Annotated in this window: 18 protein-coding genes; all 18 read left to right on the plus strand. The window is 63.5% G+C overall.

The annotated features are described in order from the left end of the window. Positions 1-124: 124 nt before the first annotated feature. Genes tssA through ACFFNA_RS29790 form a run of 18 tightly spaced genes read left to right on the plus strand, consistent with a single transcriptional unit; the run spans position 125 to position 20,083 of the window. Positions 125-1,297, plus strand: coding sequence for a type VI secretion system protein TssA (gene tssA / locus ACFFNA_RS29705; protein ID WP_378923427.1), 1,173 nt, complete (start codon positions 125-127; stop codon positions 1,295-1,297). 6 nt (positions 1,298-1,303) lie between these two features. Next, complete coding sequence (tssB, locus tag ACFFNA_RS29710) at positions 1,304-1,843, plus strand: type VI secretion system contractile sheath small subunit (protein WP_111547096.1); 540 nt, start codon at positions 1,304-1,306, stop codon at positions 1,841-1,843. 3 nt (positions 1,844-1,846) lie between these two features. Next, positions 1,847-3,352, plus strand: a complete 1,506-nt coding sequence (gene tssC, locus ACFFNA_RS29715) for a type VI secretion system contractile sheath large subunit (protein WP_111547097.1) — start codon at positions 1,847-1,849, stop codon at positions 3,350-3,352. Positions 3,353-3,400: 48 nt separating this feature from the next. Further along, a complete protein-coding gene (locus ACFFNA_RS29720) occupies positions 3,401-3,856 on the plus strand; it encodes an Hcp family type VI secretion system effector (RefSeq protein WP_111547098.1) in 456 nt (151 codons plus the stop codon). Then, on the plus strand, positions 3,843-4,598 hold the full coding sequence (tssE, locus tag ACFFNA_RS29725) for a type VI secretion system baseplate subunit TssE (protein ID WP_111547099.1): 756 nt from the start codon (positions 3,843-3,845) through the stop codon (positions 4,596-4,598). Before ACFFNA_RS29720 ends, tssE begins: the two co-directional genes overlap by 14 nt. Before the next feature lies 1 nt (position 4,599). Continuing rightward, positions 4,600-6,474: a type VI secretion system baseplate subunit TssF gene (gene tssF / locus ACFFNA_RS29730; RefSeq protein ID WP_378923428.1), complete on the plus strand. Its 1,875-nt coding sequence runs from the start codon at positions 4,600-4,602 to the stop codon at positions 6,472-6,474. Next, positions 6,438-7,505: a type VI secretion system baseplate subunit TssG gene (gene tssG / locus ACFFNA_RS29735; protein ID WP_378923429.1), complete on the plus strand. Its 1,068-nt coding sequence runs from the start codon at positions 6,438-6,440 to the stop codon at positions 7,503-7,505. Before tssF ends, tssG begins: the two co-directional genes overlap by 37 nt. Beyond that, positions 7,502-8,974, plus strand: a complete 1,473-nt coding sequence (gene tagH, locus ACFFNA_RS29740) for a type VI secretion system-associated FHA domain protein TagH (RefSeq protein ID WP_378923430.1) — start codon at positions 7,502-7,504, stop codon at positions 8,972-8,974. The genes tssG and tagH overlap by 4 nt, the downstream gene beginning before the upstream one ends. A 3-nt stretch (positions 8,975-8,977) precedes the next feature. Beyond that, positions 8,978-9,430 carry a type VI secretion system lipoprotein TssJ gene (tssJ, locus tag ACFFNA_RS29745; protein WP_378923431.1) on the plus strand — a complete coding sequence of 151 codons (453 nt, stop codon included), beginning with the start codon at positions 8,978-8,980 and terminating at the stop codon, positions 9,428-9,430. Between the two features lie 39 nt (positions 9,431-9,469). Continuing rightward, positions 9,470-10,804, plus strand: coding sequence for a type VI secretion system baseplate subunit TssK (gene tssK / locus ACFFNA_RS29750; RefSeq protein WP_378923432.1), 1,335 nt, complete (start codon positions 9,470-9,472; stop codon positions 10,802-10,804). A 4-nt stretch (positions 10,805-10,808) separates the two neighbouring features. Further along, entirely contained in the window at positions 10,809-12,131 is a 1,323-nt protein-coding gene (icmH, locus tag ACFFNA_RS29755) for a type IVB secretion system protein IcmH/DotU (RefSeq protein WP_378923433.1), read from the plus strand. A 1-nt stretch (position 12,132) separates the two neighbouring features. Continuing rightward, the gene (tssM, locus tag ACFFNA_RS29760; RefSeq protein ID WP_378923434.1) at positions 12,133-15,669 is read left to right on the plus strand and encodes a type VI secretion system membrane subunit TssM; all 3,537 of its coding nucleotides are present in this window, start codon (positions 12,133-12,135) and stop codon (positions 15,667-15,669) included. Then, positions 15,666-16,190 carry a type VI secretion system-associated protein TagF gene (gene tagF, locus ACFFNA_RS29765; RefSeq protein WP_378923435.1) on the plus strand — a complete coding sequence of 175 codons (525 nt, stop codon included), beginning with the start codon at positions 15,666-15,668 and terminating at the stop codon, positions 16,188-16,190. Before tssM ends, tagF begins: the two co-directional genes overlap by 4 nt. A gap of 2 nt (positions 16,191-16,192) precedes the next feature. Then, entirely contained in the window at positions 16,193-17,029 is an 837-nt protein-coding gene (locus ACFFNA_RS29770; protein ID WP_378923436.1) for a DUF4150 domain-containing protein, read from the plus strand. After that, positions 17,029-17,466, plus strand: coding sequence for a hypothetical protein (locus ACFFNA_RS29775; protein ID WP_378923437.1), 438 nt, complete (start codon positions 17,029-17,031; stop codon positions 17,464-17,466). The genes ACFFNA_RS29770 and ACFFNA_RS29775 overlap by 1 nt, the downstream gene beginning before the upstream one ends. Continuing rightward, the gene (locus tag ACFFNA_RS29780) at positions 17,466-17,954 is read left to right on the plus strand and encodes a hypothetical protein (protein ID WP_378923438.1); all 489 of its coding nucleotides are present in this window, start codon (positions 17,466-17,468) and stop codon (positions 17,952-17,954) included. Before ACFFNA_RS29775 ends, ACFFNA_RS29780 begins: the two co-directional genes overlap by 1 nt. A 3-nt stretch (positions 17,955-17,957) precedes the next feature. After that, positions 17,958-19,043, plus strand: coding sequence for a DUF2169 family type VI secretion system accessory protein (locus ACFFNA_RS29785; RefSeq protein ID WP_378923439.1), 1,086 nt, complete (start codon positions 17,958-17,960; stop codon positions 19,041-19,043). After that, positions 19,040-20,083 carry a hypothetical protein gene (locus tag ACFFNA_RS29790; protein ID WP_378923440.1) on the plus strand — a complete coding sequence of 348 codons (1,044 nt, stop codon included), beginning with the start codon at positions 19,040-19,042 and terminating at the stop codon, positions 20,081-20,083. Before ACFFNA_RS29785 ends, ACFFNA_RS29790 begins: the two co-directional genes overlap by 4 nt. The last annotated feature ends 1 nt before the right edge of the window (position 20,084 follow it).

Genomic DNA, 20,084 nt, shown 5'->3' on the forward strand with positions numbered 1-20,084 from the left:
GGCACTCAGGGTGGTCGCGTTTAGCTTCTGTTAATTTTTGAGCAGTCGTTGAATTGTGGTAAAGTACAACGGTGTGATAACGTTGCGTCACGTACGGTTTGAGGGCCGGTCGCTGGGGGTTGGTGTGATTGATCTCGCACTCTGGCTTACTCCGCTCGACGGTGAAAATCCGTCAGGGGAGGATTTGCGCAACGACCCGGCTTTTCATGAGCTGGAGCGCCTGACCGAAGCCCAGGTCAAGGTCGTCCACGACGGCAACAACAAGGCCACCTCGCAAAGCACCATTCCGGTCGACTGGTCTGCGGTGCTCGCAAAGGCGGAGGAGTTGCGCGCGCATGGCCGGGACCTGCGCCTGCTCGTCATCGTCACCCGCGCGCTGGCCAATGAAGAAGGTCTGGCCGGGCTCGTGCAGGGTCTGACCCTCATTGCGCAGACCTTCGATCAGCATTGGGAAACCATGCATCCGGCACTGCGGCCCAACGCTTCGCCACGCGATGCCGCCTTGCGTCGTATCAATGCGCTGCTCGACCTGCAGAATGGTCAGGACGGGTTGTTGGCGAACCTGCGGCAAATGACGTTCTTCGCGCCGCGCGCAATCGGCCCGATTCAGGGCATAGACCTGGAAAAGGGTGCGCTCGACGACCGTGTCATGCTCCAGGAAGCCGCCTCGGGGTTGAATGCGGCAGAAAAGGCCGCATTGGCCAGTGCGCACGGACAACTCCTGAACCGGGTGCGTGCCGGATGTGCGGCACAGATCGATCAAGCCAACGCAGAGATGGTCTTGCTTATCGCCGACGCCCGGGCAGCGATCGCGGCCCTCGATGCGGTCGAGACCGCTCTCAACGCTCGTCTCGAGGGCGGCGGCGCTCCTGTCCCGGAATTAAAGCGGTTTCTGCAGCGTTTGCTGACGACCCTCGAACGGAATTCGGCAGCCGGCGCCGTGGCGAATGGCGCGGCCAAGCCACCCCCGCCGGCAGAACCGGCAACGCCTGCTCGAAACGGTCATGGAGCCGATACGATGGCAAGTATGGCAAGCTACGCGGACTCGAGCACGGGGCTTCCCGACCGGATTTCCTCGCGCGACGACGTGGTGAAATGCCTCGACCTCGTCGTCGCCTTCTATGATCGCACCGAGCCGTCGAGCCCGATTCCGCACCTGGCGCGACGTGTGCGCCGGATGGTGCACATGGATTTCGTTGAACTGATGGAAGATCTCGCCCCGTCGGGGCTGAAGGAATTCCGGCTCCTTGCCGGGGTTCCCGATGTCAAGAAGACGGCTCAGAAGGATGAAAGGTAACAACACATGCCAGCCGAAAGCAAAGCGAAGGTCATCGAACGAAATCGCGCGCCGCGGGTGCAGATCGCCTACGACGTGGAAACCTACGGCAGCCCGACGACCATCGAACTGCCGTTTGTCATGGGCGTGATGGCCGACCTTTCCGGTGCTTCGCAAACCAAGGAAGCGTCAAAGTCGGTGCTGGACCGCTCCTTTGTCGAGACCGACGCCAACCGCTTCCCCAAGTTCATGGAGGCGCTCGGGCCCCGCGTCAAAGCCCGGGTGAAGAACACGCTGCCGCAGGCCGAAGGCCAGGAGCGCGACGAGGAACTGGCGCTCGATCTGACCTTCACCAAAATGGGTGATTTCGCCCCTGACAAGATCGCCGCGCAAGTTCCGCAACTGGCCGAGATCCTCAAGATGCGTCGTCAGCTCGAGGAATTGCTGGGCTTCATGGATGGCCGCGTCGATGCCGAAAAGCGCATTGCGCAGCTTCTGAACAACGAACCGCTGCTTGGAAAGATCGCCGGCCAGGCGCTGGCCGACGACGACAAGGTTGGGGAGTAAATCATGGCCGAACAGCAAAAGACCGCCGCCGTCGCCGCCGAGGCCGAAGCCATAGACCTTGGAGAATTCAGCGGGCTCCTCGAGAAGGATTTCAAGGTCAAGAAGGACGACAGCGAGAAGCTGCAGCAACTCGTGCGCAATCTCGCGCTCGCGGCGCAGTCCCGTTCCGACACCACGACCATCTCGTCCAATGCGATCAAGTCGATCAAGTCGCTGATCGCCGGCATCGACAAGATGCTGACGACACAGGTCAACGAGATCCTGCACGCGCCGGAAGTGCGCGAAATGGAAGGCACGTGGCGGGGTCTCTGGTATCTCATCAACAACACCGAGACGGATCAGAAGCTGAAGATCCGGGTGATGAACATCTCCAAGGAGCAACTGGCCGACACGCTCGAAGACTATGAAGGCCAGATGTGGGATCAGAGCCCGATCTTCAAGAAAGTCTATACCGACGAGTATTCGATGCTTGGCGGCGAGCCGATCGGCTGTGTGATTGGCGCCTACGAATTCTCCAACCACCCGCGCGACGTCGGTCTGCTGCGCAACATCTCCGGCATCTGCGCCTCGGCGCATACGCCGTTTATCGCGGCTGCCTCGCCGCGCCTGTTCCGCATGGACAGCTGGCAGGAATTGCCGAACCCGCAAGACCTGCAGCAGATCGTGTCCAACGCGGCCTATGCCTCGTGGCAGTCGCTGCGCGAGAGTGAGGACGCTCGCTACATCGGTCTGACCATGCCCCGCGTTCTGGCCCGGCTGCCATATGGCACCGACACCGTTCCGGTGAAGGGCTTCACCTTCGAGGAAGAGGTGCAGGGCGACCACAACAAATATGTCTGGATGAATGCTGCCTTCCCGATGGGCGTCAACATCAACCGCAGCCACAAGCTGTTCGGCTGGGGCACGCAGATCCGCGGCGTCGAGAACGGCGGCACGGTGCTAAACCTGCCGGTGCACAGCTTCCCGACCGATGATGGGTCGATAGCAATGAAATGCCCGACCGAAGTCGCCATCGACGACCGGCGCGAAGCGGAATTGGCCAAGCTCGGCCTGATGCCCATCCTGCATCGAAAGAACACCGATCTCGCGGCCTTCATCGGGGCACACTCACTGCAGGATGACGAGACGCGGGCGGGACGGCTGGTCGACCCAGACGCACAGTCGAACGAGCGGCTGAGCGCCAACCTGCCCTATCTCTTCCCGGTCTCGCGCTTTGCGCACTACCTCAAGGCCATTGCGCGCGACAAGGTCGGCTCGTTCAAGGAGCGCGCCGACATGCAGATCTGGTTGACCGAGTGGATCAACCGGTACGTGCTGGCCAACCCGGCCTTCGCCGACGACAAGGCGCGCGCCAAGCGCCCGCTTGCCGCCGCCGAGGTTCAGGTGGACAGCGTGGAGGGGCGGCCCGGCTATTACGCTGCCCGCTTCTATCTGCGCCCGCATTACCAGCTGGAGGGCATCAATGCCTCGCTCCGACTGGTGTCGGAACTACCGTCCGTGAAGACTTGATTTGCAGCAACCAGACTTTGTTTTGTTTGAAAGCGGTGGAGAAAGACAATGCCAGTGAAGATTGATGGTTTTCTGAAGGTTCCTGATATCAAAGGCCCCAGCACCCGCGACGGCCACGATGACGAGATCGAAATCCATGGCGTCGACTACAAGATGGTCGCACCTTATGATCCGAATTCGATCTCACGCCGTGGCCGCGTGTCCATGGGCATGATCAAGTTCACCAAACACTACGACAAATCCTCGCCCTACCTGAAAAAGGCGTTGTTCGATAACAAGGCCCTTGATGAGGTGGTGTTTTCGGCACGCCGGACCATCGATGGCGAAAGCAAGGATTATCTGGTCGTTACCCTGACCGACGCCTTCGTTATGGAATACGACATGTCGCAGGCGCAGGATGAGGAAGACCTGATTCAGGAAGAGGTCAGCTTCGCCTACAAGAAGATCAAGTTCGTCTATGACGGCAACGATGAAGCCGAAATGGATGTCTATGTCGGCAAGTGAGGTTCGGCGACCCGGCGCGGGCAAGCAACAGACTACCGGCAGCTTGCGGGCAAAAAGCGAGGCCGTCCAGCCGTCACTTTGGGATCGCCTCGTCAATGACCTGCCGGGCCTGACCTCGGAGATAGATGGGCTGCGCCAAGTCCTGCACGACGAGCTTGGCGCGGACCGTCTCGACACCCTCGTCGCCGGCAGTGCGCGAACCATCGACGCCGATGCGGAGCTGACACCCGACCAAAAACGGCGTCTGCATCGATTGGCCTTTCAGACCCAGCACCGCGTCGAGATCGAAAGCCGCGGCGTGGTGGTATCGGCCCGCGTGCTCAGGGAGGCGGTACGGCGTGACATCGAGGCGCTCTTCAACACCGAGCGCTTCGAGGCCACACCGCTTCTTTCCGATCTGGAAAACGAACAGGTGTCGGACAACCCGCCGTCGCTCGCCGATTTTCCGGAGGTGCGTCGAAGCGTGGTCAATTACGGTGTGCCTTCCTTCTCGGGCCGGTCGTCCCGCGACTTTGATCGCGACGTGCTGGCGCGTGAGATCCGCGCGGTGCTCGCCACCTTCGAGCCTCGCCTGAGGGAAAGCGCAACAAAGGTTACGGTCACTCTTGGCGACAAGACCGTTGGCCTGAAGATCGAGATAGACGCTGTGCTGATCATGACGCCGACGCCGGAACGCATGCGCCTGCGCACCACGATCAATCTCGATAACGGCTTGGCGCGGACCGAAATTAGGGACGCCTGAGATGGATCGGGTCTTCGTCGAATATTACGAGGAAGAACTGACCCATATCCGCGGCCTCGCGGCGGAATTTGCCGACATGCATCCAGCGGTGGCGCGCAACCTGTCGCTCGACACGGTCCCGTGTCCGGACCCGTATGTCGAGCGGCTGCTGGACGGCGTCGCCTTCCTCGCCGCGCGCACCCGGCTGAAGGTCGACGCCGAGCGCTCGCGATTTTCACGCAGCGTGCTCGAGGTTCTCTATCCCGACCTGGTCACGCCGGCGCCGGCAACGGCGATGGCGGTGCTGAAACCCGGCCAGCAGGTCCAGACCATGCTCGGCGGCCACGTCGTCAAGCGCAACACGCGGCTGGTTTCCAGCCTGCAGCCCGGCCTATCGACGCGCTGCACTTTCTCCACCGCGCAAGAAATGACCCTATGGCCGATAGCGATCACTTCGGTCAGCTATTTTCAGGATCGCAGTGCGCTGGCGATGGCCGGCATAGGGCCGATCGGCGGCGTCGGCGGCGAGGCGGCGCTCCGCATCACGCTGGCCCGGACCGGAAAAGGCAGGCTCGACGAATTGGCGCTCGACCGGCTCGACCTCTATTTTGCCGGGCGCACCAAGGCGCCGCTTCTGTTCGACGCGATTTTCGGTGCTTGCTCGGCTGCAGGCGCACGACCGGAAGGCAAGGCCAACCCGCTGTCGCCCTTGCCGGCACCCGAAATGGTGGGCATCAGCGACGACGAAGCCTTGATGCCGCGTACTCGCCCGACATTCGAAGGATACCGCCTGCTGCGCGAATACTTCATGATGCCCGAGCGCTTCCACTATGCGCGGGTTTCAGGGTTGCAGCCCGTCGTGCGCCGATGCGGGGCCGGGCTCGAGATCATCTTCTTGTTCAGACGCTCGGTGGCCGAACTGGCCGACCTGACGCCGGCGGACTTCGAACTTTTCGCGACGCCGATCATCAATCTGTTCGAACGTGAGTGCAACGTCATCGAGGTCGATGCGCGCAAGACGCGGCAGGTGTTGCATGCAGACCGAACGCGGGCGCGCGACTTCGAGATCTATCGGGTCATCCGCGTCGAGGACGCCGACACAGAAGGCAACGACGCCGAAATTCCCGAACTCTTCAGCCTGGGTCAGAATCGCGGCAGTGGCTGGGTCTATTCGACGGAACGGCGCCCTCGCCGAGCGACGGAGGAGGAACGGCGCGACGGCCTGACCCGCACGTCATACACCGGGGACGACGTTTTCCTGGCCATATCCCGGCCGCTCGCAAGCCCGGCGAACCGGCCGCTGAAACGTCTCGACGTCATGGCGCTTTGCACCAATCGTGATCTGCCGATCCTCGATGACAATCCGACCTTGACGCTGGAGGCCGGCGACCCGGTCGAAACGGTCAGGCTTCTTGGCGCGCTGCGTCCGCCGCAGCCGGCTATCCCCGCGGCACTGCCGACTGGGGCGGACGGTGAATCGCGGGCCGACGATCTCGCCTGGCGGCTGGTGGCGCAGCTCGCGCTCAACTTTCTCAGCCTTGCCAAGGAAGGCCGCGGCGTCGACCCTCTGCATGCGCTGCTCGACCTCTATGCCGACCGCGGCGATCCGAGCCTTGCCCGCAATGTGCATTCGATCGTGCGTATCGACTCGCAGCCGGTCATCGAGCGGCTGCAGATCGATGGGCCGATGTGCTTCGGACGCGGCACCGAAGTGACGTTGCACGTCGATCAATCGGTCCTGGCCGGCCAAAGCGCCTTGCTGCTTTCGGCCTTGCTGGCGCGGCTATTTGCCCGTCATGCCGGAATAAACGGCTTCGTGCGAACCCGCACGCGGCTGCTGCAGAAGCAGGAGGATGTGCCATGGCCGATGACGCCCGGCAATCGCTACCTGATCTAGACAAGCCCAGCCCGAACCGGGCCGAAGATCTGTCCGAGGCGTTCGACTTCTTCGAACTGCTGCGCCGTCTCGAACAGCGGAGCGGTCTGTTCGGCCATTCCGGCCGCCCCGACCGTGAGCCGGCACGGCTCGGCCAGCATGTGCGCCTCGCCTTTTGCGCGCGGGACCTGGTTCAATTCCGCGAAGCCAGTGACGAGGCGCCGGCCCGGGTCACGGTTGCAAATCTCGGCCTGTTGGGACCCGAGGGGCCTATGCCGCTGCATTTGACGCGCTGGGTGCTCGACCGCCTGTCGCAGCGCTGGTTCGCCGGCGCCGATGCACAGCTGACCAGCGACACGACATTCGTGGACTTCGTCAACATTCTGCAGCACCGCATGATCGCCCTCTACTACCGGGCCTGGGCGGATGCGCATCCCGCGGTACAGGTCGAGCGCGAGGTCGGTGGGCGCGTTCGCGCCATGCTCGAAGCCATGGCCGGGATCGGACTTCCCGGCACCCAGAACACCGATCTCGATACGGTGAAACTTCGCCAGGCGGCTTCGCTCGCGAGCCAGGTCGACGGTCCGGAACGGCTGACGCTGTTCCTGGCGGAAGCGTTCAAGGTGCCGGTCCAGATCAAGGAGTTCATCGCCGCCTGGATGACCGTGCCAACCAGCCTCCAGACCCGCCTTGCAAAGGCCTATGCAGGGCTCGGCCGGGGGGCGACGATCGGCCCGCGCGTTTTCAACCGCCAAAGCAGGATCGAACTGCGTGTCGGCCCGCTGGGGTATGAGGACTTCAAGGCGTTCCTGCCTGGCGGCCGGCGGCACAAACTGTTCAAGCAGGCCGTTCGCGACATGGTCGGGGAATCGCTCGACGTCGACCTGCGCATCGTGCTTGCGCGTGAAGCAGTGCCGCCGCCCCGTATCGGAGCGGTACAGCTCGGCCGAACCGCCTGGCTTGCGCGACCCGCGGAAAGGGGCGATGCTGACGACATGCGGCTGCGGACAATCGTCGGATGGCGGCCGGAAATGGCGGGGGTCGCGGCATGAGTCTGCTGCTGACGCTGGAGCAAGGGCCACGCACCCAGGCGGTACGGCAGACCCGGCTGGACGAGGGTGAGCTGGTGATCGGCCGCAGCGCGGACGCGGGCTGGCAGATCGACGATCCCGACATGTTCGTTTCGCGCGCTCATTGCAAGATCTCTGGCGGGCGAGATGGATATTTCGTCACCGACACGTCGAGCAGCGGACTGTTCATAAACGATTCCGACAGCCCGCTCGGTGCCGGCAAGTCGACGCGACTCCAAAGCGGCATGCGGCTGAGGCTGGGCGACTATACCGTCTATGTCGACCTGCAAACGCCAGCCGCTCAAGCACCCGCAGTCGGCCAGCCGGTTCCGGAACGCCTGCCGCCGGCATCTCGAGCGCCGGTGAGCATCGGCCGCGATGACTTCTTTTCCGCCACGGTCGAAGAAGAGCCGCGACGGCCACGTCCGGCCGATCTGCCGAACCCGTTCGAGCAGCCGGTTCCGGGCGCGTTCGAGCGTGCCACCTCCAGCCAGCGCAGCTCGCCTGCTTTCGATGACCCGTTCAGCCTCGATCCAGTTTCAACGCCTGTGTCGAAAAATGCCGCTCCTTATCCCGAGCCGGGCAGTGCGGCGAACCGGGCGGACCCATTTAGCCTCGACCCGGTGCCGTCCCCCAGCCGTGGAGCCGAGCCCGCTGCTGGGAAGCCGTCCGATTTCAATGATGATTTTGGTTTCGGACCAGCCGCGGCGCCCGCTTCGGCAAACGGCGCCGCCTCGACCGGACAGCGCGAGCGCATCGCCCAGCGACCACAATCCGCCAATCCCTGGGATTTGCCCGTGCAAGCGGCGGATACCCCTCCCCCACCACGTACGGGCGCTGCTCCCAAACCCGCCCGCCCGCCGGCAGCGGCGCAGCCCGGGGAGATGGCGCTTCGCTCCGCATTCCTGCACGGCATGGGCGTCGAGGAAGCCGATTTCCCCGGACGCGACAGCATCGCGGAAATGGAGAAGTTCGGTCGCGAATATCGGCTGATGATGGAAGGCCTGATGCAGCTTCTGCGCAAGCGGGCCGAGGAAAAGGGAAACGCTCGCGTCGCCCAGACCATGGTCGGGGCCTCCGAAGTCAATCCGCTCAAGTTTCTGCCGACGGTCGACGATGCCATCGTGACGCTTATCGCCGAGCGCAGCCCCGGATTTCTCGCCGGCGAAGCGGCGATCGCCGACGCGGTTCGCGATCTCGCGCAACATCACGTGCGCGCCTGGCGCGGCATACAGGCCGCTTTGCGGCGGATGATCGACCGTTTTGATCCGGCCGCGATCGAGGAAGAGCTGAAGTCGAATTCGGCGATCGGCACCCTGCTTTCGGGCGGGCGCGGCGCCAAGCTGTGGGAGCTTTATCAGAAACGCCATCGTGAAATCGCCGAGAGCGCGGAAAAAAGCTTCCTTGGCGAAATCGGCGCTGATTTTCGAAATGCATATGAGGAGGAGTGAGACATGATCGATCGGCGTGAATTTGTCGTTGCCCTGGGCGCGACGGGGCTGCTTGCGGCCTGCCAGAGTGGTCCGCCAAAACCATCGGTGATCACCGTCAACGTGACCGGCGGGGCCGGCATGAACCCGGGGCCAGGTGGCGGCGACCGCCCGGTGACGGTTCTCGTGATGCGGCTGAAAAGCACCGGCAAATTCAATTCCGCCGACTACTTTGCGCTGCAGGGGGATGCCGGCACGGCGCTGGCAGGTGATCTTATCGGATCCGACCAGATCGCTGTCGGGCCGGGAAAATCCGCATCCAAAACCATCACCGTCGAGCCGGACGCGACGGCGCTGGGCTTCGTTGCACTGATCCGCGAGCCTGGCGGCAGGAACTGGCGGACAACCAAGTCGGTGTCGCCGGGATCAAAATTCACGATCAATGTCACGCTTGGCAGCGGCGGTATTTCCGCCTAGCGGCCAGGGCAAGGGGAGCTCAATGCAGAGAGTAGCGGCATGAGCGATGCAAACAGGGTGCTATGGTCCGAAGGCCTTTTCCTGCGGACCCAGCATTTCCAGCAGCAGGATCGCTTCTTCGAGGCGACGGTGCGCGGCGCGTTGCAGGCCGGGCAACTGCATACGTTCGGCTTTCAACAGCTGACGCTGGACCAGGCATTGCTGGACGCCGGCCAGATCTCGATCCTGTCCGCACGGGGCATCTTCCCGGACGGGACACCTTTTTCCATTCCAGACATGATGGACGCGCCGCGACCTCTGCCGGTGACCCCGGACACGAGCGCCGGACCGGTGCTGGTCGCCTTGCCGCTGGAGCCTGCCGGTGGTGTCGGCTTCGATCCGGCACACGCCGCCGCCTCGGGAGCGCGATATCATGGGCGGATCGTTTCGGTGCGTGACGCCGTCCAGGGCGGTTCGGATCCTGAAGAAATCGAAATCGCCCGTCCGCAGGCGCTGCTGCTTGCACCCGGCAAGTCGGTCGGTGGTTACACAGCCTTGCCGATAGCCGACCTCAAGGGGGTTCGAGCCGATGGCGGCGTTTCGCTGGACGAGACTTTCCTGCCACCGACACTGATTACCGGCGCGGTGGCCTGGTATCGGCAATTGCTTCTGGAAGTTGTCACGGGCCTCGACCAGATCGCCGAGGCGCATGGCAAGATGGTCATGGGCGGGCCTGGGCGCAGCGTCGAAGATTTGCTGATGCTCAATCTCGCCAATGCGGCGCGTCCGCGGCTGGCCCACATGCTGGCTCAGGACGTCTTCCATCCGGCCGAGCTTTACCTGGAACTTGCCGGGCTTGCCGGTTCGATGGCTACCTACGGATCGAGCGCGCGGCGGCTGGGCGAGTTGCCCGCCTACGATCATATGGCGCCCGGCCCTGCCTATTCGGCGCTGGCGGATGCGCTGCGCTCGCTCATCCTCAGCCTGCGTTACATCGAGCCGAAATCGCGTGCGCTGCCTGTCATGCGGCATTCGACCAATGTCTGGAAAATCCGCATCGACAACCCGAAGCTGCTGGTGGCCAGCCGGATCGTCATCCGGGTCGGTTCGGAGCTGTCGGAAGACGCGCTGCGCAAGATATTCGTCAACCAGGCGACTGTCGGCTCGGCCGACCAGTTCGAGGGCCTGTGGAAATCGCGTTTGCCCGGCATTCCGCTGAAACCGCTTCATTCCCAGCCGCGCGAGATCCCTTACGATGGTGATCGCCTATGCCTCGAGCTGGACCAGAAAAGCGAGTACTGGGCGTCGCTGCTCGATGCCCCCGGCTTCGTCATCGGTGTTTCGGGCGTGTTGCCAAGCGAGCCGCAGGTGGACTGCTATTCGGTGAACAGGTGAGATCATGAGCCGCGATGATCCTTTCGGACTGTCGGAGGATCGCGAACGCACTCGCATACGATTGACCGGCGCGCCGATGCCGCGGCCGATGGCACCACTCTTGCCGGGCGCGGTGGTAAAGCGATCCCGCACCCACCCGAACGCGCTTGTCAACGCATTCGCGCCCTTGCTCGAGTTCGCTCCCGAGCTTGAAAGCGCGCTGGCGCCGGACAATCCGGAAGTATTGCGTACCCGGTTGCTCGAAGAACTGGTTCGGGCCCGCGACACGGCAATGGCGGCGGGATCCTCAATGGAGCGGGCCGACCAGGCGGCCTGGGTGGTGGCGGCGTTGCTCGACGACCTGGCTTTGAACACGCCATGGGGCGGGGCCAGCGCCTGGCCGCGGCAGCCGCTCGTGGTCATGCTGCGCGGCGATGTCGATGCCGGCACGCAGTTCTTCACACGTCTCGACGAGCTTGAGCGCCATCCGAACCGGGATCGCGAATTGCTGGAACTGCAGTATGACTGCATGGCGCTCGGCTTCCGCGGCAAATATCGTGTACCAGGCCGGTCGGGCGACCGCTCGCTCAATGCCGTGCGCGTGGCGGCGGCACGCTTCCTGCGCGATGCCGACGCCGAAGGCGCGCCACTGTCGCCAAACTGGAAAGGCGTGATCGCATCCGACGAGCCGCAGCGCTTCATCGTTCCGATCTGGGTCATGGCGCTCGGCGCGGCGGTTGTTGCCACGGCAATCCATGTCGGGCTCTCCATGGGACTGAGCAGCCAGGCGGTCGAGCTTTCCGCACTCGTTCGCGCGTTGCCGCCGCCTGCACGCGGCGACATCAGCCGTATCTCGCCCAAGGTCGATGCCCCGCCACCGGAGAAAGTGGATTTTGCGCTGCTGCCGGAATTTCAGGCCGGGGTGCCGGCCGACCTCAAATCTGCTCTCAGCGGCACCGAGAGCGTTTCGCTGGCCAAGCTGATCATCCAGGCCTCCAACCCCGAACTGTTCCAGTCGTCACGGCCACAACTGACCGAAGGTTTCGAGCCCCTGATCGGGTCGATCGCCAAGGTGATCCTTGCCAATCAGGAGCTGATCGGCAAAATCACGGTGATCGGTCATACCGACAGCGTTCCGCTGCAAAAGACCAATCCGCTGTCGACCAACCAGCGGCTGTCCGAGGCTCGCGCCCAGACGATTGCCGACATGCTGGTCCAGAACGGAGTGCCGCAGGATCGCGTCCATTCCGAGGGCCGCGCAGCCACCGATCCAGTAGCCAGCGACAGCACGCGCGAGGGGCGAGCCTTGAACCGCCGCGTCGAGGTGCTCGTCGAAAAGAGGCTGTGAGATGTTCATCCTGCGCTTCCTCTGGGCGGTTTTGACATCGCGCTGGCTTTGGACGCTGATCGGCATCACGCTGCTTTCGCTGGTCATCTGGGTGTTCGGTCCGATCGTCAGGGTCGGTCCCTACGAACCGTTCGCCTCTGAAAATGTGCGCATCGTCATCATTGCGCTGCTGGTCATCTTCTGGCTGATCTGGCTGATCGTCGCCCAGCGCCGGGCGATCCGCGCCAACCGCATGTTCGTCGCGGAGATTGCCGCGCCAGCGGTGGAAAAGCCGCTCAGTCCCGGCGAAGAGAACGTGGCGGCCGTGGGTGCCAAGTTCGCCGAGGTGATGGCCGAACTGAAGCGCCGCAAGCTGGGCGGGCGCAAGTTTTTGCGCGAGATGCCATGGTATGTGATCGTCGGACCGCCGGCCACCGGCAAGACCACCGCCTTGCGGCAGTCCGGGCTGAATTTTCCAATCGACCTCACCGACGACCTGCAAGGGGTCGGTGGCACGCGCAACTGCGACTGGTTCTTTTCCGAAAACGCGGTTCTGATCGACACCGCCGGCCGCTATGTCCAGCAGGAGAGCCAGCCCGATGTCGACGCGACGGAATGGCTGGGCTTCCTCGACCTGTTGAAGAAGCACCGGGGTCGCCGCGCGCTCAACGGCGTCATCGTAGCGCTTTCGATCGACGTGCTTTCGGAAGGCGACGAAGCCATCAAGGCGCACGGCCGCAAGATCCGCCGCCGGCTGGCCGAGCTCAACGATCGGCTCGAAATCCGCCTTCCGGTCTATCTGATGCTGACCAAGGCCGATCTGATCAAGGGTTTCGAGGCTTTCTTCGGCGGCCTGTCCACCGCCTCGCGCGAGCAGGTATGGGGAACGACCTTCGCGCTGGATGCGCGTGTGGATGCCAAGACCATCGAAAGGGAAATTTCGACGCTGGCGACAGAACTCGAGCGGCGGCTGGTGCCGCGCCTGGAGGATGAGGACAAACTCGCCGCCCGTGCCGAGATCTTCAGGTTTCCCGCCCAACTCGCAAGCCTGTCCGAACCGATCCAGGTGCTGGTCGAGGCGATGTTCGGCGAAAGCCGGTATGAAGAGGTCGCCTGGCTGCGCGGGCTCTATCTGACATCGGCGACGCAGGAAGGGGCGCCCATCGATCGGCTGACGGCGGCGCTGTCTTCTTCCTTCGGCCTTCCGCCACGGCGGGCCCTGCCCGCGCCAAGGGTCGAGAAACGCAGCTTCTTCCTGAAGAACCTGCTCACCGAAGTCATCTTCAAGGAAGCGGGCCTCGGTACGTTCGACCCGCTGGCGCAACGCCGCCGCGCCTGGATCTGGCGGGGTGCGGCGGCTGCATGTGCCGCGGCAGCTTTGTTGGCCAGTGCGGTGTTCACCTGGTCCTACTACGACAACCGCAATGCGATCTCGGCCCAGGCAGGCCAGTTCGAAGCGCTGCAAACGCCGCTGACCTCCGTTGCCGCAACCCCGGCATCAGTGGAGCAGCCTGCCATGGACGGCGCGCTCGATGCGATGGACGCGGTCGCAACTGCCCGGACAGCACCGCCGGGCGCCGCCCAGGACCTGCTGGGGCCATCGGCCTCGGCGGAACTGGTGCGGGCACAGACCGACACCTACGACCACGCCCTGCGCAATATCCTGGAGCCACGGATGGTCGCATTGCTCGAGGCGACCATGTGGCGGCAGATCCGCGATCCGGATTTCATGCTCGGCGCACTGAAAACCTATCGCATGATGACGGGTCTGTCGCAGATGGATGCCGATTACGCCCAGAACTGGTGGGTGAACAGCTTGCCCGAATTCGCGGTGGCGGCACCATTTCCGACCGCCGATGCCGAAGAGCATCAGCTTGCCGCCATCCGGCGGATGACGGTCGACGAGAGCTATATCGCGCCCGACCAGGCCCTGGTTGCCGAAGCGCTGAAAACGGTGTGCACGATTTCGTTGCCGGCGCGTGCCTACAGGCAGTTGCTGGCCGATCCGGCAGTGGCCGAGCTCAAGGAGTGGATCCCGGCCAATTTCGCCGGCCCTAACGGGGGCAAGGTGTTTGCGCGGCGTTCCGACAAGACACTTCGCGTCGGCATTTCCGGGGCCTTCACCTATACCGGCTTCCACGACGTCATTCTCGACCGCATCGACGATGTCGCCGCCCAAGCGGCGCTCGATCGTGCCGTTTTCGCCGGCGGCTGCTCGGAAAACTCCGAGACCTCGGTCTCGGCGCTGTCCGAGGATATTCTGAAGCTCTACTATGACGACTATATCGCGCAATGGGACAGCTTCCTGCGAGACATGAGGCTGGCACCACTGACCGATCTCAATGTCGCCAGCGAAAATCTGAAGGACCTATCGAGCGCCGACTCGGCGCTGAAGCGGCTGCTTACGGCTGTCGTTCAGGAGACCGAGTTGACGCGCTCCGACGAGGCGCCCGCCGACGACAAGTCGGCAGCCAAGGGCGCTTCGAAGCTGCTCGGCAAGCTTGGCAAGCTCGGCAAGCTGGCGACAAGCGGTGCGAAACTGCTTCCCCGCGCCGGGTCGGCCAGCGAGGTGGACCTGACCGGCAATCTGGTGGCCGAACATTTCAAACCGCTCAAGAGCACCATCGCCGAGGTCGACGGCCAGCCGCCGGCGCTGGATGCCGCCGTTGTCGCGCTGACCGCGCTTTCGAACGTGCTGCAGACGGTCACCGCGAACCCCAATCCGCAGGATGCCATCAAGAAGCAGGGCGGCCTGGCCGAACTGACGGGTGCGGTCGCCAGGCAGGCACAGATCCTGCCCGACCCCATCAACAGCTGGCTGGGCGGGATTGCCGGCGACACCAGCAATTTGACTCAGAAAGCGGTCACTTCGGAGCTCAACGCCATCTGGCGGGCCGACATACTGCCCTTCTGCCAGGCCGCGCTGAACGACCGCTATCCCTTCAGCGCCGACAGCGCGGTGGACGTCAATGTGCGTGATTTCGCCCGCTTGTTCGGACCGGCGGGGCTGATCGACGGTTTCATCAACGACCACCTGATCAACTATGTCGACACGACCAGCCAGCCATGGAAATGGCGCGCCGATTTCGGCCTCGATCCCGCGGCGCTGGCGGCGTTCGAACAGGCCAGGCATATCCGCGACGATCTCTTTCCCGGTGGGACCGGACCGGTGATGAGCTTCACGCTCGAACCGAAGGACCTGTCTCCCAACGTCACGCGTGTCACGCTCAATCTCGATGGCCAGAGCCTCGTCTACTACAACAACGCGACGCGGCCGCAACCGATGACGTGGCCCGGCAAGGACGGCACCGGGGTCATCTCGCTCGCCTTCCAGCCGATCGACGGATCGCCCGAAATCCTGCTCAACGAGACCGGCAGCTGGGCCTGGCTGAGGATGCTGCGCAGCGGCCGTTTCGCCGGCACGTCGCTGACCGATGTCTACAGCCTGCGCCTGGGCACGAAAGGCATGTATGCCGATTTCGAGCTCAAGGCCGCCAGTGTCGAAAACCCCTACAACTTGGAAATGTTCAAGAAGTTCACATGTCCGCCGCAGATATGATCACCGGATTCTTCGGCAAGATCCCGGCGACCGGAGATTTCGTCGCCGCTAACCTGCCGCGGACTTTCATCGACCGCTGGGACCGCTGGATGTCGATGGAATTGCTAGCTCGGCCGGACGAAGGCGAGTTGGACTCGCGTGTCTGGCGCTTCACCGTGCCGGCGGCGATCTTCTGTGAACAGCCTTGCGCCGGCGTCTGGCGCATGAGCGAGGATCGCGTCGGTCGCCGCTATCCGTTCGCGATCGTGCGGCTGGGCCCGCCGCCCGAGCCGGGCGATCCGTGGTTCGAGGAGGTCACCGAGCTGGCGCGGGTCGCAGTTGACCAGAGCCTTTCGACGGCAACAATAAGCCGCCGTCTCGCGGGGCTCGAAACGCAAATGTCGAGCCAGCCCACCGCGACAATCGCATTCTGGAGCGACGACTGGGAGGTCAAGGAGTTCGGCTTCGCGGATATCCACGATCTGGCCCAAAACGGCCTGCCTGCCATGCGTGCCGCGCCGATGGAAGTCAGGGAGGCGTAGCGATGGCCATCACGGTCTTCGCCGAAGGCATGGGCTTCTTCCACAAGGGAAGCAACGGCAAGGGCGTCGCCCCCGGCGACGTGTGCCTGTCGCCACCGCCACCGCCGGCGGGGCCGGTGCCGGTTCCCTATGTAAACATGCTTTCCGCCAGCGACCTGATCAAAGGCAGCACTTCCGTGAAGATCGACGGCAATCCGACGGCGCTCGAGAGCTCGTCCGAAGTTGCAATGAGTACGGGTAATGAGCCGGCCACGCCCGGGCTTGGGGCCGGCGTCATCACTCACCGCATCAAGGGCAAGGGCGCCTTCATGCTGTGGTCCTTTACAGTCAAGGTGGAGGGCAAGGGTGTATGCCGGCACGGCGACCCTATGGGCCAGAACGAAGGCAGTAACCCGTGCAACGGCTTGGACGGCTCTGCTTTGGTGGCCTTTTACAAGGCTGTCGCTCCGCATGCGGCGGGTAAGAAGAAGTGCCCGAAATACAGCCGCAAGAAGCATGCGCCAGATATCAATGCGGCCCAGGACAAGAAGGTTCGCGGGAAGCCGTGCTGGGAATGCGGCAAGCCTTGGCTTCCCCCGAACCAGTATTCAACGGTTTCAAAGAAAAGGTACAAGGACCGTGACAAGAAGGCAATGACTCCAGACCATGAGCCGCCGATGAAGGTCGCGTGGGAAAATGGCGGCTGCCATATGCCGAAGCCCTACCAGGGGTTCAAGGACCATTTCGCCAAGCCGAAGGCGGTCAAGCCCCATTGTCGCAAGTGCTCGAACAGTCAGGGGGCGAACATGAAGACGATCCGGCAGCAAGCAAAACTCAAGATAGCCAGGATCAGGATGTGATGGACGAGCGTCTCCAGAAAATCCAGGACGACTACATTGCGGAACTTCGCGCGGCGATACCGAACGTCAAAAAGTGGTGGAAGGCTCAGCTCAAGAAGAATGAACAGAAATCCTATCCGGGCGGCCTCACCGTCAATTTCGAAACGCGCTGGCCGACCGAGCTTGGCGCGCACCCGCGCCTGATCGCTATCTTTCGCAAATACTTCCTTCTGGCCGAGGAGCTCAATCTCGAACTGGACGAGCAAGGCAGAAAATACCATGAGGATGACCCCGGCGAATTGTGGGGCCGAGACGTGCCGCCGCCGACGCGCGAGCAAGTGCTGCCGATAGACCTTCTCGTCCACGACCTCGAGGACGACAACGATGACCTCTACGAGGTGATGGAGACAATGTTCTTCATCCCGATCGGCGTCAGCAAAGACGGGGATCCCTGCTAATGCCGCTCGAAACAGTTCACATCGTCGCCAAGGGAATTTCGCGCCTGTGCTGTGCGCCGAGTGACCTCGCTGTCGCAAGTTCGCAAGGTAACCCGAAGTCCCTGGCGCAAGCTACAGACGCGCATCGGCAGATTTTTCAGGAGTATCTGGCGTCTCTGCAGCCGACCTACGACACAGCCTCGGAATGGTGGAGCAGTCTGATCGATTCCCAGATGGAGGACGGCGGGTCTAGAGAGGATGCGATCGATGCATCCTTCGATCGCCGGCTCGCCGGCCCGGCATCGGCACCTGAAGTCGTAACACTGGTGCGTGATATCTGGCTGAGGTGCACTGCATTGAACGCAACACTCGACGAAGCGGACCGCGTGCCTCCCGAGGTCCTGCTTCTCGGCTGGCTGGTGGAGGGAAAGCATGATGATTTCGTTACGCTGATAACCTGCATGCCATATTGGCCGCTTGGCCTTGACGAAAACGGGAACTGGTGTTGACCAATGGCGTTCGCGGTCTGGATCGAGAACCGAACGCCCTTCGCCGCGGCAACGCATGTTCAGCTCGACGTCGACGGCCAGGAGGTGCTGGTCGTCATGTTTTCGGCGAGCTTCGACGCGCTCGACGGCGCGCCGGAACTGCGTGTCTCGGAAGACCAGATGCCGGTCGCGCTATGGGATATCCCGTTTGGCGACCCGGCAAATTCGTCCAACCGCTACGAGGCCGACATCGCGCCGGTGAAGCCTTGCGCCGAAGTTCTGGTAAACGGCTCGGCCCATGCGCCGAACGGCCGGCCGGTGGCAGAGATGCAGGTCGGGGTCCGCGTCGGCGCCGTGCAAAAGGTGCTCAATGTCGTCGGCGATCGCATCCACGATGCTGCCGGCTACAGTGCCCCGCATCCATTCCGTATCATGCCGATCGTATACGAACGCGCCTATGGCGGCATGCTCGCCGATGGCCGGCTCGACAGGCGCAACCCGGTCGGCGTCGGCTATCATCAGGCGCTCTCGGCCGACCCGGCCGTACGCACGCAGGCGCCGAACATCACCTATCCGGGGGAGCCCTGCTTAAGTCCGTCCGACCGCCCGAAACCGGCCGGCTTCGGGCCGCTAGGGCGAGGCTGGCTGCCGCGGCTGCCGCTTGCTGGTACCTACGACCAAGCCTGGATCGACACGCAATGGCCTCTGCCGCCCAAGGATTTCGACCCGCTCTACAATCTGAGCGCTCCGGCCGACCAGCATCTGCAGCAGATCCGCGGCGGCGAGCAGATCACCATCATCGGCATGACCCCGAACGGCCGCTGGGATTTTCGCTTGCCGCGCGTGGTCGCGCCGATCCAGCTGATCTATGACGACCGGGTCGAGCAGCGCAGCTTCAAGACCGACACCGTTATCATCGAACCCGATCTCTGGCGCGTCACGCTCAAGGCGCGTCTAGCGCTCGTCACCCGGCGCAATGCGCCGTCGCTGCTGCAGATCGCATTTGGCCATGTCACGCCCGGTTTCGTGCTCGCCGCCCGCAAGCGCAAACAGTATATCGATCCACGCGGCATCGGCGGTCTCGCCAATCATCCGGTCTGGCTGGCATGAAGAAGCCGCTCTACGTCGCGGGTTTCGGCGCTGTCACCGCGGCCGGCTTGAACGCGCCGCAGACACTCGCGGCGATCCGCGCCAGCCTATCCGCTTTCGAGGATGTGGGCTTTCCTGAGGCTGGCCTGTCGCAAGTCGTCGCCCGCATTCCGGCACATTGGCGCCTGCGCCGCACCCAGGGCGAATGGCTGGTCAGCATGGCCGCCCGCGCCATCAAGGAAGCGCTTGGCGCGGACGATCCGGGCGTCGCCGCCGCAACCGCGCTGCTCATCACTCCACCGGAGAGCTTTCGCCACCACCCGGCCTTTGTCGATATTTCGCCACACGACTTCCTGGCCGCGGTGATCGGCGCGACAGGTCTCAGGTTCCATTCGGCCTCGCGCGCCATCGATGGCGGCGCGGCGGCCAGCGTCGGTTTGATCGAGAGGGCGCTGGCGCTGATGGAAGAAGCGGGCGCCGCGCAGGTCCTGCTTGGCGGGGTCGACAGTCTCGTCAATGACACCGACCTCAGCCGACTTGGTCAGGCCGGGCGCCTGAAGGGGGACGAAAACCCTCAAGGCCTGGTGCCGGGCGAGGCTGCCGCCTTCGTGCGGCTGACCCGCGAGCCGTCGCGCGATGCGGCGGTCGTGGCCGCGATCCACGGCGTCGGGATTGCACAGGAAACGGACAGCGTGCTGTCGGACCGCTACAGCCAAGGTCGCGCCATGCTCGGCGCACTACGCGACGCAATGTCTGGCTCCGGCCCTTCGGAACCCGATATCGACTTCGTGGTCAGCAACGGCAATGGCGAGCGGTATGACGGCTGGGAAATGATGATCGCCCGCCCGCGCTTCTATCGCACCCGACGTGAAATCCTGCCCACCGCTTTCCCCGCCATGACGATCGGCGACATAGGAGCTGCCGGTGGGGCACTCGCGCTGATGCTGGCTGCCGACAGTTTTTTCAAGGGCTATGCACCTGGTCCAACCGTCGTCTGCGAACTGGCCTCGGAGAACGGCTTGCGTGCCGCAGCGGTGATGGCCCGTGTGACGCGGCGCTAAA

This window comes from Mesorhizobium kowhaii (assembly GCF_042431665.1).
Taxonomy (GTDB): domain Bacteria; phylum Pseudomonadota; class Alphaproteobacteria; order Rhizobiales; family Rhizobiaceae; genus Mesorhizobium; species Mesorhizobium kowhaii.